This window comes from Streptomyces sp. URMC 124 (assembly GCF_051386455.1).
In the GTDB taxonomy this organism is placed as follows: Bacteria; Actinomycetota; Actinomycetes; order Streptomycetales; family Streptomycetaceae; genus Streptomyces.
Map to the genome: position 1 here is coordinate 1 of NZ_JBPQTS010000075.1, position 26,620 is coordinate 26,620.

Below are 26,620 nucleotides of genomic sequence, written 5' to 3' on the forward strand. Positions count from 1 at the left end.
TAAGAGACAGCCTCGGAAGGGGACGGCGGCCACTGCCGTTTTCCGCAGGTGCGCGCCGCTCTACGGGGATGCCTGCGGGCGCGTGTCTACGGGTAGGTGTCTACGGGTACGTGCCGTCGGTCAGGTACTGGTGCAGGTTCGGGATGTGCAGCGTGCCGCCGAACTGCCCGGCCTGACGGATCTTGACGTTGGTGTAGAAGACCGGGATCGGCAGCTTCAGCCCGGGTATCAGCGGCGGCGGGATGCCGGGCGAGTGCGTCGCCGGGATGATCCCGAGCAGGTTGCCCTTCAGCTCCTCGGTGTACATCGTGACCTTGCCGCCGGTGATGGTGGACTCCGTGCCCATGCCGGCCACGTGGTACTGCTTGCCCCGGCTGTTGACGATCTGGTGCAGGTCCTTGATCGCCAGCGAGTCGGCGGTGAACTTGAGGACGTTCTTCTTCTGCCCGTTCACCATGGTGATCTTCTTGACGCCCTCGTACGTCAGCCCCGTGAGGGTGAGCTTGCTCGCCTCCAGGTACCAGGGCTGGTGAGGGAAGGCGCGGTGCTCGTTCTCGTCCACGACCGTGCCCTTGGGGCAGGGCGGCAGCTCGCCGTCGCCCGTCTCGGGGGCGGCCGAGGGCGAGCCCGAGCCGGACGGGGCCGGGCTCGGGGACGTGGACGGCCCGGCGGAGGGGGCGTTCTTGTCCGCGTCCTCGCCCTTGCCCTTGTCCTTGTCCTCCTGCTTTGCGTCTTCCTTCGTCCCGTCCTTCTCCCCCGGCTTCTCCGAGGGGGCCTTCCGCGTCGTGTCCGGTTGCGACGAGGGCCTGGCCGCCGGGGACGGCGAGCCGGAGGGCGCCGCGGGCTTCGCCGGCGTGCCCTTCCCGGAAGCCGCCGGCTTCTCCGGCGTCCCGGGCTTCCCGGGCTTCTTCGCGTCCGCGGCGGGCGCCGACGATGCCCCCGCGCCGGGCGCGGCACTCGGGCCGGCACTCGCCTTCCCGCTCGGCTTCCCGCTCGGTGCGCCGGACTTACCGGCGTCCGGGGACTCCTCGTCGGCCGCCGTGTCGGGAGCCGTGGCGCAGGCCCCGTCGAAGAGCTTCTTGGGTGCGGGCTTGGCGGCGGCCAGCGTGGGGGTCAGCCCCATGCCCATGAGGACCGCGCTCGGCATGGCCGCGAGGGCGACGGCTTTGCCCGCCGGCATGTGCAGCCGGGCGAGCAACGGCTTTCTGGGCGCGGCGTGGCGCGGCCCCTCACTCGTCACGGTCGCCTCCGTCCCGCTCCTTGCTGAGCGACACGGCGGCGGCCGGCGCCTTGGCACCGGAGGCCGCCACGGGCCTGCCGGGCGCCCAGGAAACGCCGAGGGCGCCGCCGACGAGGGCGAGCAGGAAACCGATGAGGAACGCGCCGAAGTTGGAGACGACCAGGGAGACCAGCGCGAGCAGGATGGCCGCGACGCCGGCGAAGATCCGGGACTGCTGCTGGAACCAGAGCGTCAGGCCGAGGACGACCAGCAGCACCCCTATGATCAGCGACCCGGCACCCGCCGTCGTGGACATGCGGATGTGCAGGTCGCCCAAGGTCATGGTCTGGTAGGGGATGTACATGATCGGGATCCCGGACAGCAGGGTCCACAGGCCGCCCCAGAACGGGCGTTGCCACCGCCACTCCCGGAACGAACGGCGGGCGCGGCCGAATGAACCGACCTGCTGGGGTCGCGTGTCGACGCTCATGTCGTACAGCTCCTAGGGGACGGGCATCTTCTTCGGTACGGCGCGGACGCGGTACGGGCACGGGAGCGCGCGCTTCCCGTCCCGCACCCGCCCGTTCAGCGTGTCAGCCCTTGGGCACCGTGCACGGGGACTTGCCCCAGCTGACGCCCATGTGCAGACCGGGGAGCGTGAAGGTGCCCGCCGAGGTCGCCCAGGCCTTCTGGTCGACGCTGTCGAACCAGACCTCTTCCGCCTGCTGGGCGAACGAGCCCGCCACGTGCGCACCCTCGCCGTTCTTGCCCGCGCCCGCGGGGCCCGGCCCCTTGGTGGTGTCGTCCACGGACACGCCGATGTCGACGTTCTTGAACTTGGCGTTGGCCTTCATGTCCTCGGCGTCGATGTAGAGCTTCGACGCCGTCACCTGCTTGTCGCCCCCGGCCTCCAGCTTCATCGACACCTCTTTGCCGATGACGGGGATGGGGATGGTGACCGCCTGGCAGAGGTTGCTGATCTCCGCCGTCTCGATGCCGACGACCGCGACGGGCTTGGCACCCGCCTTCGTCTGGTCCATCGCGCCGTACTGGACGAACCCCGTGCCGTGCAGCTTCCCGGCGGTGACCTGGAACTGCTGGCCCGAAACACTGAACGACGCCGCCAGCGCGCCCTGCGCGACGGCGACGCCGATCGCGGCCGTCGCCGCGACGCTGGGCACCATGACGACGGCGAACCGCCGCCATCTGGTCCCACCACGAGTCTGGGACTCCATGACTTGCCTCCTTCTCGGACGTACATCTCCGGCGCGGGCCTCGCGTCGCGAGCCGCACCCGGGGATGGGAGACGTGCTACGTCCTCGGGAAGAGGAGCGCCATCGTCCGGCGGCGCGAAACGCCTCCGGGAACACCGGCGATCACCCCCGAGCGACAACCACTTGGCCACGCCTTCGCGCAACCTCGGGGACAGGCCCCGCCGGAGTGCGGCGGGGACCCCCCTGTCCCTGAACCGGCCCGCACGGGGCCGGTCCGCCCGGTGGGGACCCGCTCCTCCGACGCCGGCCGGCTGCCGGGTTGGAGGAATGGACCGAGCTTGGCCGATCGTGGTGCATTCACGGCTCCTGCACAAGAGGTTCATTACTAGCGAGTAACGAGCCGATAACCGCGGGGCGTCCGGCGCGTATCGGCGCGCGCGGCGAGGTCGCCGCACCGTGCCCGGAGAGAAGCGGAGGTAACAGAAAAACCCGGGCGAAAGCCCGGGTTTTCCTTACTCGCAGTAACGGCGGCCCCGATTACCAAGTTTTGGTAAAGCGATGCCGCTGTTTCGTTTGTGTCAGAACAGCGCGCGAGAGAGCGCCGTCCGCGCGGCACTCACCCGCGGGTCGTCCGCCCCGATCACCTCGAAGAGCTCCAACAGCCGCACGCGCGCCGCATTGCGGTCCTCACCGGCAGTGCGCTTGACCGCGTCGATCAGACGGCCGAAAGCGTCCTGGACGTGACCGCCGACCAGGTCGAGGTCGGCCGCGGCGATCTGCGCCTGCACATCGCCCGGGGCATCCGCGGCGGCCTTGCGGACCACCTGCGGGTCCATCCCCTGGACGCGCTGGAGCAACTCTGCCTGCGCGAGGCCCAGCTTGGCCTCGGGGTGGGCCGGGTCGTCGGCCAGCACGTTCTTGTAGGCCTGGACGGCACCGCTCAGATCGCCCTTGTCGAGCGCCTCGTGCGCGAGGCTCAGCACGCCGTCGTACGGACCGGCGGGCGCCTGGGGCTCCGCGGCCCCCGCCTCCTCCGCGCCATCCGCGGAGAGGGGCGCGCCCACGATCCCGAAGCGCTGCTCGGCGACCTGCACGAGCTGGTCGAGCACCTGGCGGATCTGGGCCTCGGGCGCGGCGCCCTGGAAGAGCGGCAGGGCCTGGCCGGCCACCACCGCGAAGACCGCGGGGATCGACTGCACGCCGAACTGCTGGAACAGCAGCTGATTGGCCTCGACGTCGACCTTGGCGAGGACAAAACGGCCCGCGTACTCGGCCGCGAGCCGCTCCAGCAACGGGCCGAGCTGCTTGCACGGCTCGCACCAGTCGGCCCAGAAGTCGATGACGACGGGCACCTCGGCGGAGCGCTGCAGGACCTGGGCCTCGAAGCCGGCCTCGTCGACGTCGAAGACGAGACGGCCCGCGGCGGTGGGCGGCGTGCCCTGGCGGGCCGCCTCGGCGCGCGCCTGCTCCGCCTTCTGCTTGGCTTCCCCGGCCGCCTTCACCGCGGCGAGGTCGACCACTCCACTCATGGACATGTTCCGTGGCTGCATGGGCCCTATCCTCCCCCCTCGACCCGGTGAACCGGAAAAATAGCGGTGGCGCTGCGACACCGGGTCCCCACCCGGCGTCCGTGGTTGTCGCTCTTACGCTACGAGCCGTAGCGTAACTGCACCCCCCGCCCTCTCCGCAAGCCCCCCTGGCGCACGGGCTACTCGGCGGTAGGGTCCCGGGCATGAGTGCCGTCCCGCCCCCCGCGCGCCGCACCGGCCGCCCGCGCAGCCCCGAGGCCGACCGCGCGATCCTCGACGCGACGCGCGCCGCGCTGGTCGAGCTGGGCTGGGGAAAGCTGACGATGGGCGACGTGGCCGCCCGCGCGAGGGTGGCGAAGACCACGCTCTACCGGCGCTGGGCGAACAAGAACGAGCTCGTGGTGGACGCGGTCGCGGCGCTCTTCGACGACCACCTGGAGCTGCCGGACCTCGGCAGCCTGCAGGCCGACGTCGAGGGCGTGGTGCTGCGGTTCGCCGCGCTGCTGGAGCGGCCGGAGACGAAGACGGCCCTCATGGCCGTGGTCGCCGAGTCCACGCGGGACGACGCCCTGCGCGAACGCATCCGGGGGGCGATCGTGGACCGCCAGAAGCGCCTGGTCCTCCTGGGGCGCGAGCGCGCCCAGGCGCGCGGGGAACTGCCCCGGGAGGAGGACCCGTCGGCCGCGGCCCGCACGGCGGACCTGATCTTCGACGTGATCGCCGGCGCGGTCGTGCACCGCACGCTGGTCAGCGCGGAGCCGGTCGACCGCGCATGGGCCCGCGGCTTCGCCACGCTCCTGATCGGGGGCCTGCGGGCGTAGCCGCGCCGCCACGCGTCACGCCGGAGGGGTTCGTTCCGCCGGGACATCAGCGGAACAAACCCCTCCGGCGCTCGAAGAAGAGGACTCGCGCGACCCCGGGCTCAGAAGCCCGCCGGCTCCACGTAGACGCCCCACTCCTCCCGCAGGACGTTGCAGATCTCTCCCAGCGTCGCCTCCGCCCGCACCGCCTCCAGCATCGGCTCGATCATGTTGGAGCCGTCGCGCGCGGCGGCCAGCATCGCCTCCAGCGACGCCCGCACGCGCGCGTCGTCGCGCCCGGCCTTGCGCCCGCCCAGGACGCGCACCTGCTCGCGCTCGACCTCGTGGCTGACCCGCAGGATCTCCAGGTCGCCCGTGACCGAGCCGTGGTGGCAGTTGACGCCGACGACGCGCTTGTCGCCCTTCTCCAGGGACTGCTGGTAGCGGAAGGCGCTCTCGGCGATCTCGCCGGTGAACCAGCCGTCCTCGATGCCGCGCAGGATGCCGGAGGTGACGGGGCCGATGGGGTGCTTCCCGTCGGGGTGCGCCCGCAGGCCCCGCTCCTTGATCTGCTCGAAGATCTTCTCGGCGTCGGCCTCGATCCGGTCGGTGAGCTGCTCGACGTACCAGGAGCCGCCGAGCGGGTCGGCGACGTTGGCGACGCCGGTCTCCTCCATGAGCACCTGCTGGGTGCGCAGGGCGATCTCGGCCGCCTGCTCGCTGGGCAGGGCGAGGGTCTCGTCGAGGGCGTTGGTGTGCAGGGAGTTGGTGCCGCCCAGGACGGCGGCCAGCGCCTCCACGGCCGTGCGCACGACGTTGTTGTACGGCTGCTGCGCGGTCAGCGAGACGCCCGCGGTCTGGGTGTGGAAGCGCAGCCACTGCGCCTTCTCCGACGTCGCGCCGTAGACCTCCTTCATCCAGCGGGCCCAGATGCGGCGGGCGGCGCGGAACTTCGCGATCTCCTCGAAGAAGTCGACGTGGGCGTCGAAGAAGAAGGACAGGCCGGGCGCGAAGGTGTCGACGTCGAGCCCGCGGCTCAGGCCGAGCTCCACGTACCCGAAGCCGTCGGCGAGGGTGTAGGCGAGCTCCTGCGCGGCCGTGGCCCCGGCCTCGCGGATGTGGTACCCGGAGACGGACAGGGGCTTGTAGGCGGGGATGGTGCGGCTGCAGTGCTCCATCAGGTCGCCGATCAGGCGCAGGTGGGGCTCGGGCGGGAAGAGCCACTCCTTCTGCGCGATGTACTCCTTGAAGATGTCCGTCTGCAGCGTGCCGTTGAGCACGGAGGGATCCACGCCCTGCCGCTCGGCGGCGACGAGGTACATGCAGAAGACGGGCACGGCGGGCCCGCTGATGGTCATGGACGTCGTCACGTCGCCGAGGGGGATGTCCTTGAAGAGGACCTCCATGTCGGCGGCGGAGTCGATGGCGACGCCGCAGTGGCCGACCTCGCCGAGCGAGCGGGGGTCGTCGGAGTCGCGGCCCATCAGGGTGGGCATGTCGAACGCGACCGACAGACCGCCGCCGCCGTTGGCGAGGATCATCTTGTAGCGCTCGTTGGTCTGCTCGGCGTTGCCGAAGCCGGCGAACTGGCGGATGGTCCAGGTGCGGCCGCGGTAGCCCGTGGCGTACAGGCCGCGGGTGAAGGGGTACTCCCCCGGCCAGCCGATGCGCTCGAAGCCCTCGTACGCATCGCCGGGGCGGGGGCCGTAGACGGGGGCGACCTCGTCACCGGAGAGGGTGGTGAAGTCGGCGTCCCGCTTGCGGGCCGCGTCGTACCGCTGCTGCCAGCGGCCTCGGCCGGCCTCGATGGCTGCTGCATCCATGTGCTGTCGTCCACCTCTCCGCGTCCCGCCCCGCTCCGGTCCGGTGCCGGCCCGGCGGCAATTTACTAGGACGTCCTAGTAAATCGTCGCGCAAGAGTGCCCCGAACACAAGGGGTGTCCGGGGCGGGGTGTCGCGGGTGCCGCGGGGCGACGGGGCCGGCGGCGGGCGCCTGACGCGCCCGCGGCCGCGTCAGGCGGTGGCCCGGACCGGATCGTCCACGATCAGCGGCTCGACCTCGCGTACGACCTTGCGCTCCACGAAGAACGCGGCCGTCGGAATGGTGCCCGACACCAGCACCCACAGCAGCTTGCCGAACTTCCAGCGCGCCTTGGAGCCCAGGTCGAAGGCGAAGACCAGGTAGACGATGAAGAGCACGCCGTGGATCTGGGAGATCACCAGCGTCGCGTTCGCGCCTGTGTCGAAGCCGTACTTGAGGACCATGCTGGCGCAGAGGACCAGCAGCATCACGGCGGTGGCGTAGGCCATCACGCGGTATCGGGTCAACACGCTCTTCTTCATGGCATCGAGCGTAACCGCCCGTTCCGGGGCGATCTTCGCCGCCCCGCCCGGGCGCGCTACTCCTCTTCGCCCGGCTCCTCGAAATCGCCCGCCGCCACCCGCAGGGGCCGCAGCATCGTGAAGATGTCGCCGCACTCCTCCGCCCCGTAGGCGCCCAGGCCGAAGTCCATCGCCATCAGGTCGCGCGTGGCGCCGTCCACCGCCTCGCGCCCCTTGTCGGTGATCGACGCGAGCGTGCCGCGCCCGTCCTTGGGGTTCGGGCGCTTGGCGACGAGGCCGGAGGCGACCAGCCGGTCGACGGTGTTGGTGACCGACGTGGGGTGCACCATCAGCCGCTCGCCGATCTTCGACATCGGCAGCTCGCCGGCCTTGCTGAACGTGAGCAGCACCAGCGCCTCGTAGCGCGCGAACGTCAGCCCGTACGGCTTGACGACCGCGTCGACCTGGCCCAGCAGGATCTGATGGGCGCGCATGATCGACGTGATCGCGGCCATCGACGGCACGGAACCCCACCGCTGCTTCCAGAGCTCATCGGCTCGGGCGATGGGGTCGAACGGAAGGCTGAGCGGCTTGGGCACGGTCCCGAGCCTACAGTTCGGTCATATCGCGTCCGGGGTCATCTCAGATCCCGGACGGCTCCGTCGGCACCGTCGCGGCCTCGCGCACCAGCCGCACCGCCGTCGCGAGACTCAGGCCCCGCTCGGCCTTGCGCAGCGCCTTGATCGCGTGCAGCTCCTGGCTACGCGCGTCAACACCCGCCTCGGCGAGGATGCCGCGCACCCACTCGGCCCGCACCTCGCGCTCCGGGCGGGCCGCGTGCCGGGCGATCAGCGCGGCCGCCCGCTCCAGGCCCGGCCGCTCCTCGGCGCCGGCGTCCGCCAGCGCCTCGCGTATCGCCGCCGCGACCGCCTGCGTGTCACGCAGCACGACGACCTCGAAGTCGGCTCCGGCCTTCTTGGCACCGCCGGTGAAAACGTCGAGCATCGCAACTCCCCCTGTGGGCCTTGATCGTGGATCACGCCGAGCCTACGACACCCCGCACGACCCACCCGACCACCAGGGTCCCGATCACTCCGGTACCCGCCACAACCCAGTGGACGGGCGCGTACTCGGCCGCCGCCCCGGCCAGGGCCATGCCGAGTCCCTGGATCGTCATCGTCCCGGCCGTCTGCAGGGTCATCGCCCGCCCGCGCAGCTCCTCGGGCACGGCGGCGACGAACCACTGGTCGAGCCCGAGCGTGTACGCCGCGCCCAGCCCGGCCAGCGCGACGGCTCCCAGCGCCCAGCCGAGGGAGGGCCTTGCGGCGTAGAGGAGGAACGGCAGCAGGAGCACGGACGCCGCGGGCAGCGTGATGCGCTCGCGGGCCCGCGGGCCCAGCAGCGAACCGGCCAGCACCTCACCGGCGATCGTCCCCACCGGCATCCCGCACATCAGCAGGCCCACCCCCACCGTGCCGGCGCCGATCTCGTCGGCGTACGGCGCCGCGAGGGACTCGGGGGCGACGAGGAAGAACGGCGGCAGCCAGGACAGCAGGAGCAGGGCGCGGGTGCGGCGGTCGGCGAGGAGCCGCCTCGCCCCGGAGAGCGAGGCCCGGAGCACGGCCGCGTTCCCGGTCGCCCGTCCCGGGCGCCGCCGCGTCCCGAAGCGCAGGAGCAGCGCGGAGGCGAGGAAGCCGGCCACCGTGGAGAGGAGGGCCGTGCGCGGGGCGACGGCGGTCAGCAGCAGCCCGCCCGCCGCGAAACCGGCGAGCTGGGCGCCTTGCGTGACGATCCGGATCAGGGAGCGGCCGAGGACGAACAGGTCGCCCTCGCCGAGGACGTCGCCGAGGGTGGCCGATCTCGTCCCGGCGAGGACCGGGCCGATCAGGGCGCTGAAGGCGCGCAGCGCGAGCAGGGCGGCCACCGGGGTGCCCGGCAGCGCCATCACCGCCGCGTCCGCGGCGCAGAGCAGGTTGCACACGACGAGCACGCGCCGGGCGGGGTAGCGGTCGGCGACGCCGGCGAGCAGCGTGCCGCCCAGCGCGTAGGGCAGGAAGCCGGCGGCGAAGGTCAGGGCGCCGAGCAGCGGCGATCCGGTGACCCGGTACACGAGGACGGACAGGGCGATCTCGCCGACGACGATGCCGAGGAGGGAGAGCAGGTGGGCCGCGAAGACGGCGCGGAACTCCCGTACGGCGAAGGCTGCGCGGTAGCCGGCGGCGGGGGCCGTGGAGAGGGGGTCCTGTGTCGTTGACATGCGCGGAAGGGTGCGCAGGCCTTCGACGGCGGGCCTAGTCTTTCGGCTGCAGCCGAAGGAATGGGCGCCGGCGGGGGCGGCCGGAAAGGTGGCGGACATGCCGCTGCACATGCGCTTCGAAGCCGGTGACCTGCTGCGCTGCCGGTTCGGGATCTCCCCGCTGTGGGAGACGCACCAATGCCTCTACACCCTGCTGCGGCCCGAGCGGCACGGCTACCACCTGCCCTGGCTGCGGCGGCACCGGGAGGCCGCGGCCGAGCTCGACCTGGCGGCGCTGTCCCTGCTGGTACCGGCCGACGGCTACCACCCCGACTTCCTGGCGGGCGGTAGCGGTGGTCTGTGGGCCGAGCGCGACCCGCGGGCCGCCCTGACCTCGCGCCACCTGGGCCACCACGGCCACCAGGCCCCCGACGAAGGCACCCCCATGAGCATGGCCTTGGCCGGCGACGTTTGACGCCTGACGGTCAGCTCCGCGCCTCGGTCCGTGGTCGCCTCACTGAGTTGCAACAACCCCAGGACGCGAAAGAAGCGGGAAGTGTACAGTTCTGCACATGAGTGACACTCTGCCGATCACCGAGGCGCGGGCCCGCTTCGGAGCTCTGGTCCGCCGGGCCTCGCACGCCCGCGAACGCATCACCATCACGGATCACGGCCAGCCCGCGGCTGTGCTCATCAACCCCCAGGAACTCGCCGACATCGAGGACGCCCTCGCACTGGCCCTCTACCGGGAACGGCTAGCCGCCGGCACGGCGGTTGGCATCCCGCATGAGGATGTGCGAATGCGACTTGGCCTGGAGCGTGAGTGACCTTTCAGATCATCTGGGATGAGCCCGCCATCGACGCGGCTGCCCGGTTCCTCAAGGACGACCCCGAAGGGCTTCGCCAGCTCTTCACCGCAGTGGACTTGCTGTCCGCCGAGCCCCGCCCTACTGGGTCGGTCGAGTACGGCTCGCCCGACCTGCGGAGGATGCACGTGGGCAGGTACCGCGTGCTCTACGAGATCTCCGGGGAGTCCGTCACCATCGTGGTGATCCACGTCGGCCGCATTGGCTGACGGCACCCCAATGACGACGACGGCCCGGGCCGAAGCACTCCAGTGCTTCGGCCCGGGCCGTTTCGTCAGCTGAGGTCAGCCCTCGGAGAGGTAGCGCTCGACCGTGGCGACCTTCGACGTGAGGCCGTCCGTCACGCCCGGGCGGATGTCCGCCTTCAGGACGAGGGAGACGCGGCCCGCGCGGGCCTCGACCGCGGCGACGGCTCGTTTGACGACGTCCATGACCTCGTCCCACTCGCCCTCGATCGACGTGAACATCGCGTCCGTACGGTTGGGCAGACCGGATTCGCGCACCACGCGCACCGCGTCCGCCACGTACTCGCCGACGTCCTCTCCGACGCCCAGGGGCGAGACCGAGAAGGCGACGATCATGCGCTGGCCGTCCGCTGAGCGCTCTCCTTGCGGGCGCGGGCGGCGATCAGGCTCGCCTCGGCCTCGCGGCGCAGCATGCGGTCGGCGAAGAAGCCGCCGGTGGGCAGGACGGAGAGGACGAAGTAGAGGGCCGCGGTCTTCAGGGGCCACTTGGTCTTGTTCCAGGCGTCGAGCCAGAACAGGACGTAGATGACGAAGAGGATGCCGTGGACGGCTCCCATGACCGGTACGGCGTTGAAGTCCGTCGTGCGCTTGAGCACGGAGCAGACGATCAGCAGCAGGAAGGAAACGGCCTCCGGGGCGGAGACCAGGCGGAGCCGGCGCAGGGCGGAGGCGGTCTTGATGTCCACGGGGGTACGCACCTTCGTGAGTCAGGGGCTGGACAGTGGCGGGACGACTACAGCTTGTGATGACATTCACAAGCTCGTCCATTGTTGCAGCCCCGTCCCGGACGCAGGGATCCGGGGTCATTCCGGGACCAAGGGCCTGTCGGACCGGCGGGACCGCCCGCTAGCGTCGTCCCGTGGCACAGTTTCGGCTCCAGGGGAGCAAAGTCCTCGCCGTCGACCTGACGGGAGACGCGGTCAAGGCCAAGAACGGGTCGATGGTCGCGTACGAGGGCGAGATGACGTTCAAGAAGATGACCGGCGGCGGTGACGGCCTCCGCGGCATGGTCACCCGCCGGCTCACCGGCGAGCAGATGGAAGTGATGGAGGTGAAAGGACACGGCACCTGCTACTTCGCCGACCGGGCGACCGAGATCAACCTGGTCTCCCTGCGCGGCGAGACGCTCCACGTCGAGGCGAGCAACCTCCTCGCGGCCGAGGCGGGCCTGCGCACCGGCACCACCTTCACCGGTCTGCGCGGCGCCTCCCAGGGCAACGGCCTGTTCACCACGACCGTCGAGGGCACCGGCCAGGCGGCGATCATGTCGGACGGCACCGCGGTCGTGCTGCGCGTGACCCCGTCCACCCCCCTGCAGGTCGACCCGGGTGCGTACATCGCCCACACCGGCAAGCTCAAGCAGCACTTCCAGTCCGGCGTCAACTTCCGCACGTTCATCGGCGAGGGCTCCGGCGAGGCGTTCCAGATCCGCTTCGAGGGTGAGGGCCTGGTCTACGTACAGCCGAGCGAGCGCACGACCCTGGGGGGCGATGTCTGATGCCGTTCCGGACCTTGAACTCCCGCATGGTGGAGGCGCAGCTGGTTCCCGGCCAGCGCCTCTTCAGCCAGCGCGGCGCGATGCTCGCCTACAAGGGCGACGTCTCCTTCACGCCCAGCATCACCGGCGGCCAGGGCGGCGTGATGGGCATGATCGGCCGCCGCATCGCCAATGAGGCCACTCCGCTGATGACCGTGGAGGGCAGCGGCACGGTGATGTTCGGCCACGGCGGTCATCACGTCCAGGTGATCGAGCTGTCGGGCGAGACCCTCTACGTCGAGGCCGACCGGCTGCTCGCCTTCGACGGCGGCCTGCAGCAGGGCACGATGTTCATGGGCTCGCAGGGCGGCGTCATGGGCATGGTCCGCGGCCAGGTCACGGGCCAGGGCCTGTTCACCACCACCCTCAAGGGCCACGGGGCGGTCGCCGTGATGGCCCACGGCGGTGTGATCGAGCTGCCGATCCGGTCCGGCCGGCCGGTCCACGTGGACCCGCAGGCCTACGTCGCCCACCGCGGTGACGTCCGCAGCAAGCTCTCCACCGCCATCGGCTGGCGCGAGATGGTGGGGCGCGGCTCGGGGGAGGCGTTCCAGCTGGAGCTGTCCGGCGAGGGCACGGTCTACGTACAGGCGTCGGAGGAGAAGCTGTGAACGGTCCGGTCGTCCATGACGCGCACACCCTCCCGGCCGACGACAACGTCAATCCGTACGCCTTCAGCGTGGATCTCGACGGCCAGTGGTTCCTGCAGAAGGGGAAGATGATCGCCTATTACGGGCAGATCGACTTCCACGGCATCGGCCACGGCCGCCTCGACCGGCTGATCGCGCACAGCTTCCACTCGCCGCTGCACGCCGCGGACTGGGTGGTCGCCGAGGGCAAGGGCAAGATGCTGCTCGCCGACCGCGGCTTCGACGTCAACTCCTACGACCTGGAGGACGGCAATCTGACGGTGCGGTCGGGCAACCTGCTGGCGTTCCAGCCGTCGCTCTCGCTCAAGCAGTCGATCGTCCCGGGTTTCCTCACGCTGATCGGCACGGGCAAGTTCGTGGCCGCCTCCAACGGCCCGGTGGTCTTCGTGGAGCCACCCATCCGGGTGGACCCGCAGGCCCTCGTCGGCTGGGCGGACTGCCCCTCCCCCTGCCACCACTACGACCACCAGTACCTGCGGGGGGTGCTCGGCGGTGTGCGCGCCCTCACGGGTCTCGGCGGCACCTCGGGCGAGGAGCACCAGTTCGAGTTCGTCGGCGCCGGTACGGTGCTGCTGCAGTCCACGGAGCAGCTGATGGCCGGCATTCCGACCGGCGAGACGCCGCAGCAGGAAGGGGTCCCCCACGCAACCCCCTCGAATCAGCCAACCACGCCCCGGATGCCGGGCCAGCTCGGAGACCTCCAGCGCCGCTTCGGGCTGTGAGCGGTACTCTGCGGAGTGTGACGTCGAACGTGTGACCTCACGCTCCGCACACAACTGGTTAATCTTTCAACTTTCTTAGGTAGAATTCCTCTATGTCTATGGACACCGAGAACGGCACCCGCTGGCTCAGCGAAGAGGAACAGCGCGCCTGGCGCGCCCACCTGGACGTCAGCCGCCTGCTGATGCACCAGCTCGAGCGGGACCTGCAGCCGTTCGGCCTCACCAACAACGACTACGAGATCCTGGTCAACCTCTCGGAGTCCGAGGACCACCGCATGCGGATGAGCGACCTCGCGACCGCCACCCTGCAGTCGAAGAGCCGCCTCTCCCACCAGATCACCCGCATGGAGAACGCGGGCCTGGTCCGGCGCGAGAACTGCGAGTCGGACCGCCGGGGCCTGTACGCCGTCCTCACCGAGCACGGCTGGGACACCATGCGGCAGGTCGCCCCGCACCACGTCGCCTCCGTGCGCGAGCACTTCATCGACCTGCTGGGCGAGGCGGACCTCAAGGCCCTTTACGGCTCCCTGGCCCCGGTCGCCCAGCACCTGCGCTCCCTGCGCGGCCGCACCTGACGCCCGGCGGCCGCGCCCGGGCTCAGGGGCGGGCCGTGCCCGTGTAGTCCGCCCAGATGCGGGCCGGGAGGGCGTTGCCCCGCTGCCCCTCCTCGCCGCCCAGCTCCGCCAGCGGCAGGAGCGGGCCGCCCTCCGGCTTCGTACGGAACACCGTCACGGCCGTGGCCTGGTTCCCGGACCAGCCGGTGAACCAGGCCGACTTCAGGCGGTCCTGGTCGCCGGTCCGCCCCGCCGACCAGGAGCCCCCGTCCGGGTCGCGCAGGGCGCTCGCCACCTCGTCCGCGACGTCCTTCTCCAGCGCCCGCCGCGCCGTGGCCCGGCTCTCGAAGCCGCCCACCGACGCGCCGTCCTTGACGACCTTGGTGACGGAGTAAGGGTCGTTCTGCAGGCCCTGGTTGGCGAAGGTGCCGTACGCCGCCGCCATGCGGATCGCGCTCGGCGTGGACGTGCCGACGGGAAAGCCCTCGTCCAGCCCGGCCATGCTGCTCTTGAGCAGGCCGGCCCGCACGGCCGTGTCCCGCACCTTCTTCAGGCCCACCTGCTGCCCCAGGCGCGCGTACGTCGCGTTGCCGCCGCTCGTCAGCGCCCGGCGCAGGGTGGGGTGGTTCTCGTCCGGACCGGAGTCCTCCGCCTGCTGCAGCTTGCCGTTGTCGTCGTAGTAGCTGCCGGGGTCCACGCCGTCCTGCAGGGCGGCGGCGAGGACGAAGGGCTTGAAGGCCGATCCCGCCGGGACGCCCGAGGTGTCGGCGTTGTTGGCGAAGTGCTTCGTGGCGTCGGGGCCGCCGTAGAGCGCGAGGACGGCGCCGTCCGAGGGCCGCACGGAGGCGGCGCCGACCTCGACGTCCGTATCGGAATCCGGCCGTTTCCGCGGGTCGACGTCCTGGGCGAGGACGCCGTCGACCGCCTTCTTCAGCTGCTGCATGCGGCTCTTGTCGAAGGTGGTGTGGATCCGGTAGCCGCCGTGGGCGAGGTCCTTCTCGGTGAGCATGGCCCGCTGCTTGATGTCCTTGTTGGCGACGTCGACCAGATAGCCGGCCTGGCCGCCGAGCCCGGTGGACACGGACTTCCCGCGGGGCTCGGGGAAGGTGCGGTACGTCTCCCGCTCCGCGCGGGACATCCGGCCCGTCTTCACCTCCCGGTCCAGGATCCACTTCCAGCGGTCCTCCGCCCGCTCGTGGTTGCTCCGGCTCACCGAGGGGTCGTAGAGCTCGGCGCCCTTCAACAGGGCGGCGAGCATGGCGCCTTGGCTCGGGTCGAGCTTCTTCGCGGGGACGCCGTAGTACGCCTGGGCGGCGGCCTCGATCCCGTACGCCCCGCGCCCGAACCAGCTGGTGTTGAGGTAGCCCTGCAGGACCTCCTGCTTGCTCTTGGTCCGGTCCACCTTCAGCGAGATGACGAACTCCTTGACCTTGCGGGTGGCGGTCTGCTCCTGCGAGAGGTAGGTGTTCTTCACGTACTGCTGGGTGATGGTGGAGCCGCCCTGCGTCTCCTCGCCGCCCGCCGTGCTGGCGAAGGCCCGCAGGAGGCCCTTGAAGGAGACTCCGCGGTCGCGGTAGAAACTTTCGTTCTCGGCGGCGATCACCGCGTTCTGCGTGGACTGCGGTACGTCCGACAGCCGGACGATGGTGCGGTTGACCTCGCCGACGCTCGCCAGGCGCGAACCGTCCGACCAGTAATAGGTGTTGGCCTCCTGGCGGGCGGCGGCGTTCTCGTCGGGGATGTCGACGCTCGCGTACACGCACGCGAACAGCCCGGTCACGCCGCCCAGGCCGAGCAGGAAGGTTCCTCCCACCAGCCGCCACGAGGGCAGCCAGCGACGCACGCCGCGTTTCCCCTGACGGGGGTAGTCGATGAAGCGCTTGCGGGTCGCCGACTCCTCTGTGCTCCTGCGGCGGCGGGGACGCAGCTTGTGCCGGTTCGTACTCAAGGGCCGATCGCTCTCGACGGAAACGGGGGACGTCCGTGAAGACGTCCCCCGACCAAGATCCGGTTCGAAGATCCGTATGAGCGTTCCATGACGGCGCACGGGTGCGAGGCCGTGCGCCCGGATCCGTGCTCCGCTACGCCTGTTCCGTCAGGCCCGCAACCAGCTCGTCCGCGGCGGCGTACGGGTCCAGCGATCCGCTCACGATGCGCTCCGCGAGGGCGGTCAGGCGGCGGTCGCCGTGCAGGTCGGCGATGCGTTCGCGCAGGGCCGTAACGGCGATGGTCTCGACCTCGCGGGCGGCCCGGGCCGTGCGGCGCTCCGTCAGCACGCCCCGCTCCTCCATCCAGGCCCGGTGCTTCTCCAGGGCCTCGACCAGCTCGTCCGTGCCCTCGCCGCGCGCGGCGACCGTCTTGACGATCGGGGGCCGCCAGTCGCCCGGCCGCCTCGCCTCGCCCAGCCCGAGCATGTGGTTGAGCTCGCGGGCGGTGGCGTCGGCGCCGTCGCGGTCGGCCTTGTTGACGACGTAGACGTCGCCGATCTCCAGGATGCCCGCCTTGGCGGCCTGGATGCCGTCGCCCATCCCCGGGGCGAGGAGCACCACGCTCGTGTCGGCCTGGGAGGCGATCTCCACCTCGGACTGGCCGACGCCGACCGTCTCGACGAGGATCACGTCGCACCCGGCCGCGTCCAGGACGCGGATGGCCTGCGGGGCGGCCCAGGCCAGACCGCCGAGGTGACCGCGCGTGGCCATGGAACGGATGTACACCCCCGGATCGGAGGCGTGGTCGGACATCCGTACGCGGTCGCCGAGCAGGGCGCCACCCGAGAACGGCGAGGACGGGTCGACGGCCAGCACCCCGACCCGCCTGCCCGTCCGCCGGTAGGCGCTGACCAGCGCCGACGTGGAGGTCGACTTGCCGACACCGGGCGAGCCCGTCAGACCCACGACGTACGCGCCGCCGGTCAGCGGCGCCAGGGCGGCCATGACGTCGCGCAGCTGCGGGGACGCCCCCTCCACCAGGGAGATCAGCCGGGCCACGGCGCGCGGCCTGCCCTCGCGGGCCTGCTCCACCAGGGCGGGGACGTCCACCATCACGGCTCCGTTCTCGTAAAGGACTCTCCGGCGCGGCGGTTACTTGCCGGGAACCCGGATGATCAGGGCGTCGCCCTGGCCGCCGCCGCCGCACAGGGCCGCCGCGCCGACGCCGCCGCCGCGCCGCTTGAGCTCCAGCGCGAGGTGGAGGACGGTGCGGGCGCCGGACATGCCGATCGGGTGGCCGAGTGCGATGGCGCCACCGTTGACGTTCACCTTTTCCGGGGACACCCCGAGGTCCTTGATTGACTGCACGAGGACGGCGGCGAACGCCTCGTTGATCTCGATGAGGTCGAGGTCCTCGACGGTCAGGCCCTCGCGGCCCAGCGCGTGCTTGATGGCGTTCGAGGGCTGGGAGTGCAGGGAGTTGTCGGGGCCGGCGACGTTGCCGTGGGCACCGATCTCGGCGATCCACTCAAGGCCCAGCTCCTCGGCCTTGGCCTTGCTCATCACGACGACGGCGGCGGCGCCGTCGGAGATCTGCGAGGAGGTGCCGGCGGTGATCGTGCCGTCCTTGCGGAAGGACGGGCGCAGCCTGCCGAGGACCTCGACGGTGGTGTCGCCGCGGACGCCCTCGTCGTGGGCGAAGACGACCGGGTCGCCCTTGCGCTGCGGGACCTCGACGGGGGTGATCTCGGCCTCGAAGATGCCGTTCTTCTGGGCGGCGGCGGCGCGCTGGTGGGAGCGGGCGCCGATCTCGTCCTGGGCGGCGCGGCCGATGCCGAGGCGCGTGTTGTGGTTCTCGGTGGAGGCGCCCATGGCGATGGACTCGAAGGAGTCGGTGAGGCCGTCGTGGTCCATCGAGTCGAGCATCTCGATCGCGCCGTACTTGTAGCCCTCGCGGGACTTGGGCAGCAGGTGCGGGGCGTTGGTCATGGACTCCTGGCCGCCGGCCACCACGATGTCGAACTCGCCCGCGCGGATGAGCTGGTCGGCCAGGGCGATGGCGTCGAGGCCGGAGAGGCAGACCTTGTTGATGGTGAGGGCGGGGACGTGCATGGGGATGCCGCCCTTGACGGCCGCCTGGCGGGCCGGGATCTGGCCCGCGCCGGCCTGCAGCACCTGACCCATGATCACGTACTGCACCTGGTCGCCGCCGATGCCGGCCCGGTCCAGGGCGGCCTTGATGGCGAAGCCGCCCAGCTCGGCCGCGGAGAAGCTGCGCAGGGAGCCGAGCAGCTTGCCCATGGGCGTACGGGCGCCCGCGACGATCACGGAAGTGGTGCTGGTCGAACCGTTCGTACCAGACATGAGGCGCGGCCCCTTCGAGTCGACTTCGAGCGGAGGTTAACGAGGGTTTCCGTCAATGTACTGAGCGGTACCCGCGGGGTCACCGGGCAGCGGGTGTGATCGCAAGCACGTTACGTACACGTTGCGTGACCACGCCGTGCGGCGGTGCACTGGTGCCATGCTGACGCGTATCGACCACATCGGGATCGCCTGCTTCGACCTCGACCGGACTGTCGAGTTCTACCGTGCCACGTACGGCTTCGAGGTGTTCCACACCGAGGTCAACGAGGAGCAGGGCGTCCGCGAGGCCATGCTCAAAATCAACGAGACGTCCGACGGCGGGGCCTCCTACCTGCAGCTGCTGGAGCCGACGCGGGAGGACTCCGCGGTCGGCAAGTGGCTCGCGAAGAACGGCGAGGGCGTGCACCACATCGCCTTCGGCACGGCGGACGTCGACGGGGACGCGCAGGACGTCCGCGGCAAGGGCGTCCGGGTGCTCTACGACGAGCCGCGGCGCGGTTCGATGGGCTCGCGGATCACCTTCCTGCACCCCAAGGACTGCCACGGCGTGCTGACGGAACTGGTCACCTCGGCACCCCCGGCGGACCGGGAGCACTGACCCTCACCTCCCCCGGCCGGTAGAGTGCGGGTTCGGCCGGGGTCCTGGGGGTGGGGGCCCGGACCGGGCTGTACCGATGATCTGACACCATTTCTTCGGAAGGGCGGGCTCCGGATTCCAACCGATACACGCGGGAACGGGCCGGCCGCCAAGGCGACCAGGGGACGGATGGGACCGCGCAGTGCGGGGCAACGACCGCTACGAGGCTGACGACCACCTCTCGCAATTCGAAGCCGAGATGGAGCGGCTGAAGAAGGAGCGGGAGAAGGCGGTCCAGCACGCCGACGACCTCGGCTACCAGGTCGAGGTGCTGCGCGCCAAGCTCCACGAGGCGCGCCGCAATCTCGCCCACCGCCCGGCGTACGACACCGCCGACATGGGTTACCAGGCGGAGCAGTTGCTCCGCAATGCCCAGATTCAGGCGGATCAGATGCGCACCGACGCCGAGCGCGAGCTGCGCGAGGCCCGGGCGCAGACGCAGCGTCTGCTGCAGGAGCAGGCCGAGCGCCAGGCCCGGATGGAGGCCGAGCTCCACGCGGAGGCGGTCGCGCGCCGCCAGCGCCTGGACGAAGAGCTCAACGAGCGCCGCCAGACCGTCGAGTCGCACGTCAACGAGAACGTGGCCTGGGCCGAGCAGCTGCGTGCGCGCACGGAGTCCCAGGCCCGGCGGCTGCTGGAGGAGTCCCGGGCGGAGGCCGAGCAGGCGCTGGCCACGGCCCGCGCGGAGGCCCAGCGCCTGGCCGAGCAGGCCCGCGCCCGCCTCAGCTCCGCGGCCGACGAGGCGCGCGCCGAGGCCGAGGCCCTGCTGCGCCGCGCCCGCACCGACGCCGAGCGGCTGCTGGCCGCCGCGTCCGCGCAGGCGCAGGAGGCCACCGACCACGCCGAGCGGCTGCGTGCGGCCGCGGGCACGGAGAGCGACCAGGCCCGTACGGCCGCGGCCGAGCTCACCCGTACCGCCGAGGCCCGTCTGCAGGAGGCCGACGCTTCGCTGCGCGAGGCGCGCGCCGAGGCCGAGAAGCTGGTCACCGAGGCGCGGGAGAGCGCCGAGCGCCGCCTGGCCGGTGCCGAGTCGGAGAACGAGCAGCGCACCCGTACCGCCCGGGCCGAGGTCGCCCGGCTGGTCAGCGAGGCCACGAAGGACGCCGAGGCGCTGAAGGCCGAGGCCGAGCAGCTGCGCGCGGACGCAGCGGCAAAGGCCGAGCGGCTCGTCGCCGAGGCCGCCGAGAAGGCCCGCAGCGCCGCCGCGGAGGACTCCGCGGCGGCCCTGTCCAAGGCGGCCCGCACGGCCGAGGAGGTCCTGTCCAAGGCCTCCGAGGACGCCCGCGCCACCACGAAGGCGGCGGCCGCCGAGGCGGAGCGGATCCGCAAGGAGGCCGAGGCCGAGGCCGAGCGGCTGCGCGCGCAGGCCGCGGACACCGCCGAGCAGCTCAAGGGCGCGGCGAAGGACGACACCAAGGAGTACCGCGCCAAGACCGTCGAGCTCCAGGAGGAGGCGCGGCGGCTGCGCGGCGAGGCCGAGCAGCTGCGGGCCGACGCCGTCGCCGAGGGCGAGCGCATCCGCAGCGAGGCCCGGCGCGAGGCGCTGCAGCAGATCGAGGAGGCGGCCGGGACCGCCGAGGAGCTGCTGGCCAAGGCCAAGGCCGATGCGGAGGAGACGCGCAGCGGCGCCACGGCCGAGAGCGAGCGGGTCCGCTCGGAGGCCGCCGAGCGGGCCGCGTCCCTGCGCAAGCAGGCCGAGGAGGCCCTGGAGCGGGCGCGCACCGAGGCCGAGGAGATGGCCGAGGAGGCCGAGGACCACGCCGAGCGCACCCGCAGCGAGGCCGAGGAGGCCGCGCGCAAGCTGCGCGAGGAGGCCGAGAAGGCGGCGGAGGCCCGCCGGGCCGAGGCCGACGCGGAGCTGACGCGGCTGCACGACGAGGCCGAGCAGCGGGTGGAGGCCGCCGAGGAGGCGCTGCGCGACGCCCGTACGGAGGCGGAGCGGCTGCGCCGCGAGGCCGCCGAGGAGACCGAGCGGCAGCGCGCGGAGACCGCGGAGCGGGTGCGCACGCTGCAGGCGCAGGCCGAGACCGAGGCGGAGCGGCTGCGCGCCGAGGCCGCCGAGGAGGCCGCCGCCGCCCGCAGCGAGGGCGAGTCGGCCGGCGCGCGTCTGCGTGCGGAGGCCAATGCGGAGGCGGAGCGGCTGCGCAGCGAGGCGCAGGAGACCGCCGACCGGGTGCGGGCCGAGGCGAACGCCGCGGCCGAGCGCACGGCCGCCGAGGCCGCCGAGGCGCTCGCGGCCGCCCAGGAGGAGGCCGCCCGCCGCCGGCGCGAGGCCGAGGAGCTGCTCGGCGACGCCCGTACGGAGGCGCAGGCCGAGCGCGAGGCGGCGCGCGAGCAGAGCGAGGAGCTGCTGGCGTCGGCGCGCAAGCGGGTCGCGGAGGCGCAGGAGGAGGCCCGGCGCCTGGTCGAGGAGGCCGAGGCGCGCGCCGCCGAGCTGGTCTCCGCCGCGGAGGCGACGGCCCAGCAGGTGCGGGACGCGGTCGCCGGGCTGCACGAGCAGGCCGAGGAGGAGATCGCCGGGCTGCGCTCGGCCGCCGAGCACAACGCCGAGCGCACGCTCACCGAGGCTCAGGAGGAGGCCGACCGGGTCCGCACCGACGCGTACGCCGAGCGCGAGCGCGCCGGCGAGGACGCGGCCCGCATCCGTGCCGAGGCGCAGTCCGCCGCGGAGGCCGCCGAGGCGCTCGCCGAGCGGAAGGTCGCCGAGGCGATCACGGAGGGGCAGCGGCTGGAGGCCGAGGCCGCCCGCACGCTGGAGGAGGCCACCGACAGCGCCCACGCCAAGCTCGCCGAGGCGGGCGTGCAGGCCGACGAGCTGCTCTCCGAGGCGATGGCCGAGGCGGAGAAGCTGATCGCGGAGGCCGAGGAGACGGTCGAGAAGGCGCAGCAGGACGCCGCGGCCACGGCCGACGAGGCGCGGGCCGCGGCCGCGGCGCGCCGCTCGGAGGCCGCCGAGCAGGCCGACGCGCTGATGGCGGAGGCCACGTCGGAGGCCGAGCGGCTGGTCGCCGAGGCCACGTCCGTCCTGGAGGAGGCCCGCGAGTCCGCCGAAGCGCAGCAGGCGGAGGCGGCCGAGGAGGCCGCGAAGCTGCGCGCCGAGGCCGAGCGGACGGTCGCGGAGGCCCGTAAGGACGCCGAGACGCGCCGCAGCGAGGCCGAGGAGGCCGCCGAGGCGCTCCTGGCCAAGGCGAAGGCCGACGCGGAGCGCACGGTGGCGGAGGCGTCCGCCCGGTCCAAGCAGATGCGCACCGACGCCTCCGACGCCCTGGCGTCGGCCGAGCAGGACGCGGCGCGGGCGCGCGCCGAGGCCCGCGAGGACGCGAACCGGATGCGCTCGGAGGGCCACGCCGAGGCCGAGCGGATCGTCCGCGAGGCCGAGGAGCTCACCTCCGGGGCGCAGGCCGAGGCCGACCGCATCGTCGACGAGGCCCGCGAGGCCGCGGGCCGGCACCGTACGGAGGCGGCCGCGCAGGCCGACGAGCTGATCGCCGAGGCCACGGCCGAGGCGGAGAAGCTGCGGGCCGAGGCCGTCGAGACGGTGGAGACCGCGCGCCGCGACGCCGCCCGGACGAGTGAGGAGGCGCGGGAGGCCGCCGAGGCCGTCCGTGCGGAGGCAGCGGGTCAGGCCGAGCGCGCGCTCGCCGAGGCGGACGCCGAGTCCGAGCGGCTGCGCAGCGACGCCGCCCGGGTCCTCGACGAGGCCCGGGAGGCGGCGAACGCCCGCCGCACGGAGGCCGCCGAGCAGGCGGACACCCTCGTCGCCGAGGCGACCGCGGAGGCCGAGCGGATGGCCCTGGAGGCCGCCGAGGCCCTGGCCGCCGCGCAGGAGAACGCCAACAGCACGCGCGCGGACTCCGCGCGCATCAAGGCCGACGCCGTCCAGGAGGCGGAGCGCCTGCGCGCGGAGGCCCGTGCCGAGGGCGAGCAGACCGTCGACGACGCCCGGGATGCCGCCGCCAAGAAGCTCGCGGACGCGGGCGAGCAGGCGGACGCCCTGATCGCCAAGGCGCAGGAGGAGGCGCTGGCCACGGCCGCGGCCGCCGAGGAGCAGGCCGACACGATGGTGGGCGTGGCCCGCCGCGAGGCCGAGCGGATCGTCGCCGAGGCCACCGGCGAGGGCAATGCCCTGGTGGAGCAGGCGCGTACGGACGCGGACACGCTGCTCGCCGAGGCGCGCGGGGACGCCACCGCGATAAGGGAGCGCGCCGACGAGCTGCGCTCGCGCGTCGAGGGCGAGGTCGAGGAGCTGCACGGCCGGGCGCGCCGCGAGGCCGCCGAGGCGATGCAGTCGGCGGGCGAGCGCTGCGACAAGCTCGTCGCGGCCGCGACCGAGCAGCTCGAGGAGGCCGAGGAGAAGGCGAAGAAGCTGCTGTCCGACGCCAGCAGCGAGGCCAGCAAGGTCCGCATCGCCGCGGTGAAGAAGGCGGAGGGGCTGCTCAAGGAGGCCGAGCAGAAGAAGGCGGCCGCCGTACGGGAGTCGGAGCGCCTGCGCACCGAGGGTGCGGAGGAGGCGAAGCGCCTTGTCGAGGAGGGAAAGCGGGAGTTGGAGGTCCTGGTGCGCCGCCGCGAGGACATTCAGGCGGAGATTTCCCGTGTCCAGGACGTGTTGGAGGCGTTGGAATCTTTTGAGGCCCCGGGGGCCGGAAGCGCCAAGGATGGCGGGGTGAAGGCAGCGGCCGGTGCCGGTGCTACTCGTTCGGGTGGCAAGCAGTCACAGAAGTAGCCACTCAAACGGGGGGACATTCTCCAGATCTGCCAACCATTCACCTGATGACACGCCGCTCGCACCCCTAGGATTCCCTCTATCACCTCACCGGTCTCTTATGACAGGAACCCCATGAGTGACACTTCCTCCCCCTTCGGCTTCGAGCTTGTGCGGCGTGGATACGACCGCGGCCAGGTGGACGACCGCATTACCAAGCTCGTCGCCGACCGAGACAGCGCACTGGCACGCATCACCTCTCTGGAAAAGCGCATCGAGGAGCTGCACCTCGAGACGCAGAATGCTCAGGCCCAGGTCAATGACGCCGAGCCGTCCTATGCGGGTCTGGGGGCGAGGGTCGAGAAGATCCTGCGGCTGGCCGAGGAAGAGGCCAAGGATCTGCGTGAGGAGGCCCGGCGCGCCGCCGAGCAGCACCGCGAGCTTGCCGAGTCCGCCGCCCAGCAGGTGCGCAACGACGCCGAGTCGTTCGCCGCCGACCGCAAGGCGAAGGCGGAGGACGAGGGCGCGCGCATCGTCGAGAAGGCCAAGGGCGACTCCGCCCAGCTGCGGGCCGAGGCGCAGAAGGACGCCCAGTCCAAGCGCGAGGAGGCGGACGCCCTCTTCGAGGAGACCCGTGCCAAGGCGGCCCAGGCCGCGGCCGACTTCGAGACCAACCTGGCCAAGCGGCGCGAGCAGTCCGAGCGCGACCTGGCCTCCCGTCAGGCCAAGGCGGAGAAGCGGCTGGCGGAGATCGAGCACCGCGCCGAGCAGCTGCGCCTGGAGGCGGAGAAGCTGCGCACGGACGCCGAGCGCCGCGCCCGCCAGACGGTGGAGACCGCCCAGCGCCAGGCCGAGGACATCGTGGCCGACGCCAACGCCAAGGCGGACCGCATCCGCAGCGAGTCCGAGCGCGAGCTCGCGGCGCTCACCAACCGCCGCGACAGCATCAACGCCCAGCTGACCAACGTCCGCGAGATGCTGGCCACGCTGACCGGCGCCGCCGTCGCCGCGGCCGGCGTCCCCGGGGACGACGAGCCGATCTCCCGCGGCGTCCCCGCCCAGCAGAGCCGCTGAGCACCGGGCCGCTGACCTCCGGGACATCCGTCCTGCCCCGTGCGCCGCGTGTGCGGGCGCGCGGGGCAGCGGTCGCCCTCCCGGCCTCCGCGACCCGCGCCCCGGCCCCTGCCCCGGCCCGCCTCCCGGACGGGCCGCTACCGCTGGCGGGGCGTGCGGACCCCCCTTACCGTGGCTGAATGATCGAGCTGCAGGGCCTGACCAAGCGCTACGGCGACAAGCTCGCCGTCGACGGCCTCACCTGCACCGTCCGCCCCGGGATCGTCACCGGCTTCCTGGGGCCCAACGGCGCGGGCAAGTCCACGACCATGCGGATGATGCTCGACCTGGACAGCCCCACCGCCGGCACCGTCCTCATCGACGGGCAGCACTACCGGCAGCTGAAGGACCCGCTGCGGACCGTCGGCGCCCTGCTGGACGCCAAGGCCGTGCACGGTGGTCGCAGCGCCTACAACCACCTGCTGTGCCTGGCGCAGAGCAACGGCATCGCCCGCTCCCGCGTCCGCGAGGTTCTGGACACGGTGGGCCTGTCCTCGGTGGCCGGAAAGCGCTCCAAGGGCTTCTCGCTCGGCATGGGCCAGCGCCTGGGCATCGCGGGCGCGCTGCTGGGCGACCCGCAGATCCTGATGTTCGACGAACCCGTCAACGGGCTGGACCCCGAGGGCATCCACTGGATCCGCAATCTGATGAAGAACCTCGCCTCCCAGGGGCGTACGGTCTTCGTCTCCTCGCACCTGATGAGCGAGATGGCGCTGACCGCCGATCACCTGATCGTCATCGGGCAGGGGCGGCTGCTCGCCGACACCTCGATGGCGGACTTCATCGCCCGCAACTCGCGGTCGTACGTGCGCCTGCGCTCCCCCGAGACCGAGCGGCTGCTGGACGTGCTGGCCGGTGCCGGGATCACGGCGGTGACCACGCAGGACGGCCATCTGGAGGTCGACGGCACGGAGGCGGCCCGGCTGGGCGAGCTCGCCGCGCGCCACCACCTCGTCCTGCACGAGCTGAGCCCCCAGCGGGCGTCCCTGGAGGAGGCCTTCATGCAGCTGACCGCCGAGTCGGTGGAGTACCACGCGCACAGCGCGCCGGCCACGGGCGCGGGCGCTCCGCCGGGTGACGGTGCGGCGGCGCCCGGCGGCGGGTGGGGAGCCGACTGGCGGAAGAAGGGGGCCTGACGATGGCGGTGGTGGGGCAGGTCCTGCAATCGGAATGGACGAAGATCAAATCGGTCCGTTCCACGGTGTGGACGCTCGGTCTCGCACTCGTGGTCACCGTCGCGCTCGGCGCGCTGATCAGCGCCTTCTCCCGCAGTAACTTCGAGCGGATGCCGGTGCAGGAGCGGGTGAATTTCGACCCGACCTTTACGAGTTTCGCGGGAATGGGACTCGGTCAGCTCGCCATGATCGTGTTCGGGGTGCTGGTGGTGTCCAATGAATACAGCACCGGAATGATCCGCACTTCGCTGGCGGCGGTTCCGCAGCGCGGCACGTTCCTCTTCAGCAAGATCGCCGTCGCCACGCTGATCGCGTTCGTCATTGCCATGCTGACCAGCTTTGTCTCCTTCTTCGTCGGCCAGTCGATGCTCGGCGGTCACCGGACGTCGATCGGCGATCCGGGAGTCCTGCGGGCGGTGATCGGCGGCGGCCTCTATATGACGCTGATCGCGGTGTTCTCGATGGGGATCGCGGCGATGCTGCGCAGCCCCATGCTCTCGCTGGGCATTCTGATGCCGTTCTTCTTCATCATCTCCAGCATTCTGGGCGCGGTGGAGGCGACGAAGAAGGTCGGGCAATACCTGCCCGACCAGGCCGGCCACAAGGTCATGCAGGTGGTGTCGGTGGCCGACGACGCCCCCTACGGGCCGTGGGGCGGCTTCTCGATCATGCTGCTGTGGGTGGCCGCGGCACTGGCCGGCGGGTACGTGGTTCTGAAACGGCGCGACGCGTAGCGCCGCGCGGCGGGCCCCGCAAGGCGCCCCGGACCCGGTGGCGTCCACCGGGCCCCCTGCCGCCGCGCGGCGT

The 26,620-nt window shown here is 72.1% G+C and carries 27 protein-coding genes; 13 read left to right on the forward strand and 14 right to left on the reverse strand.

The window, feature by feature from the left end; translation table 11 throughout:
- Positions 1-100 precede the first annotated feature (100 nt).
- From ACSNOG_RS17405 to ACSNOG_RS17420, 4 genes are all read right to left on the reverse strand, one after another.
- Positions 101-1,240, reverse strand: a complete 1,140-nt coding sequence (locus ACSNOG_RS17405; RefSeq protein ID WP_436753551.1) for a hypothetical protein — start codon at positions 1,238-1,240, stop codon at positions 101-103.
- Positions 1,230-1,709 (reverse strand): DUF6114 domain-containing protein, encoded by a 480-nt coding sequence (locus ACSNOG_RS17410; RefSeq protein ID WP_436753552.1) that lies wholly within the window; start codon positions 1,707-1,709, stop codon positions 1,230-1,232. The genes ACSNOG_RS17405 and ACSNOG_RS17410 overlap by 11 nt, the downstream gene beginning before the upstream one ends.
- A 103-nt stretch (positions 1,710-1,812) precedes the next feature.
- Positions 1,813-2,454: a DUF6230 family protein gene (locus tag ACSNOG_RS17415; protein WP_436753553.1), complete on the reverse strand. Its 642-nt coding sequence runs from the start codon at positions 2,452-2,454 to the stop codon at positions 1,813-1,815.
- A 557-nt stretch (positions 2,455-3,011) separates the two neighbouring features.
- On the reverse strand, positions 3,012-3,983 hold the full coding sequence (locus tag ACSNOG_RS17420; RefSeq protein WP_436753554.1) for a tetratricopeptide repeat protein: 972 nt from the start codon (positions 3,981-3,983) through the stop codon (positions 3,012-3,014).
- 182 nt (positions 3,984-4,165) lie between these two features.
- Between ACSNOG_RS17420 and ACSNOG_RS17425 the strand changes: the two genes are divergently transcribed.
- Positions 4,166-4,783 carry a TetR/AcrR family transcriptional regulator gene (locus tag ACSNOG_RS17425; RefSeq protein ID WP_436753555.1) on the forward strand — a complete coding sequence of 206 codons (618 nt, stop codon included), beginning with the start codon at positions 4,166-4,168 and terminating at the stop codon, positions 4,781-4,783.
- Positions 4,784-4,884: 101 nt separating this feature from the next.
- Here the strand turns inward: ACSNOG_RS17425 and ACSNOG_RS17430 are convergent, their stop codons facing one another.
- The 5 genes from ACSNOG_RS17430 to ACSNOG_RS17450 form a co-directional block, all read right to left on the reverse strand.
- On the reverse strand, positions 4,885-6,585 hold the full coding sequence (locus ACSNOG_RS17430) for an acyl-CoA mutase large subunit family protein (protein WP_436753556.1): 1,701 nt from the start codon (positions 6,583-6,585) through the stop codon (positions 4,885-4,887).
- A 190-nt stretch (positions 6,586-6,775) separates the two neighbouring features.
- On the reverse strand, positions 6,776-7,105 hold the full coding sequence (locus tag ACSNOG_RS17435) for a DUF3817 domain-containing protein (protein WP_436753557.1): 330 nt from the start codon (positions 7,103-7,105) through the stop codon (positions 6,776-6,778).
- A 56-nt stretch (positions 7,106-7,161) separates the two neighbouring features.
- Entirely contained in the window at positions 7,162-7,683 is a 522-nt protein-coding gene (locus ACSNOG_RS17440) for a MarR family winged helix-turn-helix transcriptional regulator (RefSeq protein ID WP_436753558.1), read from the reverse strand.
- Between the two features lie 43 nt (positions 7,684-7,726).
- The gene (locus ACSNOG_RS17445) at positions 7,727-8,089 is read right to left on the reverse strand and encodes a hypothetical protein (protein ID WP_436753559.1); all 363 of its coding nucleotides are present in this window, start codon (positions 8,087-8,089) and stop codon (positions 7,727-7,729) included.
- Between the two features lie 31 nt (positions 8,090-8,120).
- Positions 8,121-9,341: an MFS transporter gene (locus ACSNOG_RS17450; protein ID WP_436753560.1), complete on the reverse strand. Its 1,221-nt coding sequence runs from the start codon at positions 9,339-9,341 to the stop codon at positions 8,121-8,123.
- 97 nt (positions 9,342-9,438) lie between these two features.
- Between ACSNOG_RS17450 and ACSNOG_RS17455 the strand changes: the two genes are divergently transcribed.
- The 3 genes from ACSNOG_RS17455 to ACSNOG_RS17465 all read left to right on the forward strand — a co-directional run bounded on the left by ACSNOG_RS17455 (position 9,439) and on the right by ACSNOG_RS17465 (position 10,395).
- The gene (locus tag ACSNOG_RS17455; RefSeq protein ID WP_436753561.1) at positions 9,439-9,795 is read left to right on the forward strand and encodes a hypothetical protein; all 357 of its coding nucleotides are present in this window, start codon (positions 9,439-9,441) and stop codon (positions 9,793-9,795) included.
- 97 nt (positions 9,796-9,892) lie between these two features.
- Complete coding sequence (locus ACSNOG_RS17460; protein ID WP_436753562.1) at positions 9,893-10,147, forward strand: type II toxin-antitoxin system Phd/YefM family antitoxin; 255 nt, start codon at positions 9,893-9,895, stop codon at positions 10,145-10,147.
- Complete coding sequence (locus ACSNOG_RS17465) at positions 10,144-10,395, forward strand: type II toxin-antitoxin system RelE family toxin (protein ID WP_436753563.1); 252 nt, start codon at positions 10,144-10,146, stop codon at positions 10,393-10,395. The genes ACSNOG_RS17460 and ACSNOG_RS17465 overlap by 4 nt, the downstream gene beginning before the upstream one ends.
- Positions 10,396-10,470: 75 nt before the next feature.
- On the opposite strand, the gene ACSNOG_RS17470 is transcribed toward ACSNOG_RS17465, so the two are convergent.
- Positions 10,471-10,767 (reverse strand): MTH1187 family thiamine-binding protein, encoded by a 297-nt coding sequence (locus ACSNOG_RS17470; protein WP_436753564.1) that lies wholly within the window; start codon positions 10,765-10,767, stop codon positions 10,471-10,473.
- Positions 10,764-11,117 carry a DUF3817 domain-containing protein gene (locus ACSNOG_RS17475; protein WP_190022109.1) on the reverse strand — a complete coding sequence of 118 codons (354 nt, stop codon included), beginning with the start codon at positions 11,115-11,117 and terminating at the stop codon, positions 10,764-10,766. Before ACSNOG_RS17475 ends, ACSNOG_RS17470 begins: the two co-directional genes overlap by 4 nt.
- Before the next feature lie 173 nt (positions 11,118-11,290).
- On the opposite strand from ACSNOG_RS17475, the gene ACSNOG_RS17480 reads away from it, so the two are divergent.
- From ACSNOG_RS17480 to ACSNOG_RS17495, 4 genes are all read left to right on the forward strand, one after another.
- Positions 11,291-11,929, forward strand: coding sequence for an AIM24 family protein (locus tag ACSNOG_RS17480; RefSeq protein WP_436753565.1), 639 nt, complete (start codon positions 11,291-11,293; stop codon positions 11,927-11,929).
- On the forward strand, positions 11,929-12,579 hold the full coding sequence (locus tag ACSNOG_RS17485; protein ID WP_436753566.1) for an AIM24 family protein: 651 nt from the start codon (positions 11,929-11,931) through the stop codon (positions 12,577-12,579). The genes ACSNOG_RS17480 and ACSNOG_RS17485 overlap by 1 nt, the downstream gene beginning before the upstream one ends.
- A complete protein-coding gene (locus ACSNOG_RS17490; protein WP_436753567.1) occupies positions 12,576-13,340 on the forward strand; it encodes an AIM24 family protein in 765 nt (254 codons plus the stop codon). Before ACSNOG_RS17485 ends, ACSNOG_RS17490 begins: the two co-directional genes overlap by 4 nt.
- Before the next feature lie 98 nt (positions 13,341-13,438).
- Positions 13,439-13,915 (forward strand): MarR family winged helix-turn-helix transcriptional regulator, encoded by a 477-nt coding sequence (locus ACSNOG_RS17495; RefSeq protein ID WP_436753579.1) that lies wholly within the window; start codon positions 13,439-13,441, stop codon positions 13,913-13,915.
- Between the two features lie 22 nt (positions 13,916-13,937).
- On the opposite strand, the gene ACSNOG_RS17500 is transcribed toward ACSNOG_RS17495, so the two are convergent.
- From ACSNOG_RS17500 to ACSNOG_RS17510, 3 genes are all read right to left on the reverse strand, one after another.
- A complete protein-coding gene (locus ACSNOG_RS17500; protein WP_436753568.1) occupies positions 13,938-15,842 on the reverse strand; it encodes a transglycosylase domain-containing protein in 1,905 nt (634 codons plus the stop codon).
- A 133-nt stretch (positions 15,843-15,975) separates the two neighbouring features.
- Complete coding sequence (meaB, locus tag ACSNOG_RS17505) at positions 15,976-16,935, reverse strand: methylmalonyl Co-A mutase-associated GTPase MeaB (RefSeq protein ID WP_436753569.1); 960 nt, start codon at positions 16,933-16,935, stop codon at positions 15,976-15,978.
- Between the two features lie 39 nt (positions 16,936-16,974).
- Positions 16,975-18,150 carry an acetyl-CoA C-acetyltransferase gene (locus ACSNOG_RS17510; protein ID WP_436753580.1) on the reverse strand — a complete coding sequence of 392 codons (1,176 nt, stop codon included), beginning with the start codon at positions 18,148-18,150 and terminating at the stop codon, positions 16,975-16,977.
- A gap of 193 nt (positions 18,151-18,343) precedes the next feature.
- Between ACSNOG_RS17510 and mce the strand changes: the two genes are divergently transcribed.
- From mce to ACSNOG_RS17535, 5 genes are all read left to right on the forward strand, one after another.
- A complete protein-coding gene (mce, locus tag ACSNOG_RS17515; protein WP_436753570.1) occupies positions 18,344-18,784 on the forward strand; it encodes a methylmalonyl-CoA epimerase in 441 nt (146 codons plus the stop codon).
- A gap of 181 nt (positions 18,785-18,965) precedes the next feature.
- Positions 18,966-23,546 carry a polarized growth protein Scy gene (gene scy, locus ACSNOG_RS17520; RefSeq protein ID WP_436753571.1) on the forward strand — a complete coding sequence of 1,527 codons (4,581 nt, stop codon included), beginning with the start codon at positions 18,966-18,968 and terminating at the stop codon, positions 23,544-23,546.
- A 114-nt stretch (positions 23,547-23,660) separates the two neighbouring features.
- On the forward strand, positions 23,661-24,599 hold the full coding sequence (locus tag ACSNOG_RS17525) for a hypothetical protein (RefSeq protein ID WP_058046316.1): 939 nt from the start codon (positions 23,661-23,663) through the stop codon (positions 24,597-24,599).
- Positions 24,600-24,778: 179 nt separating this feature from the next.
- Complete coding sequence (locus ACSNOG_RS17530; protein WP_436753572.1) at positions 24,779-25,774, forward strand: ATP-binding cassette domain-containing protein; 996 nt, start codon at positions 24,779-24,781, stop codon at positions 25,772-25,774.
- Between the two features lie 2 nt (positions 25,775-25,776).
- On the forward strand, positions 25,777-26,547 hold the full coding sequence (locus ACSNOG_RS17535) for an ABC transporter permease (protein WP_436753573.1): 771 nt from the start codon (positions 25,777-25,779) through the stop codon (positions 26,545-26,547).
- The last annotated feature ends 73 nt before the right edge of the window (positions 26,548-26,620 follow it).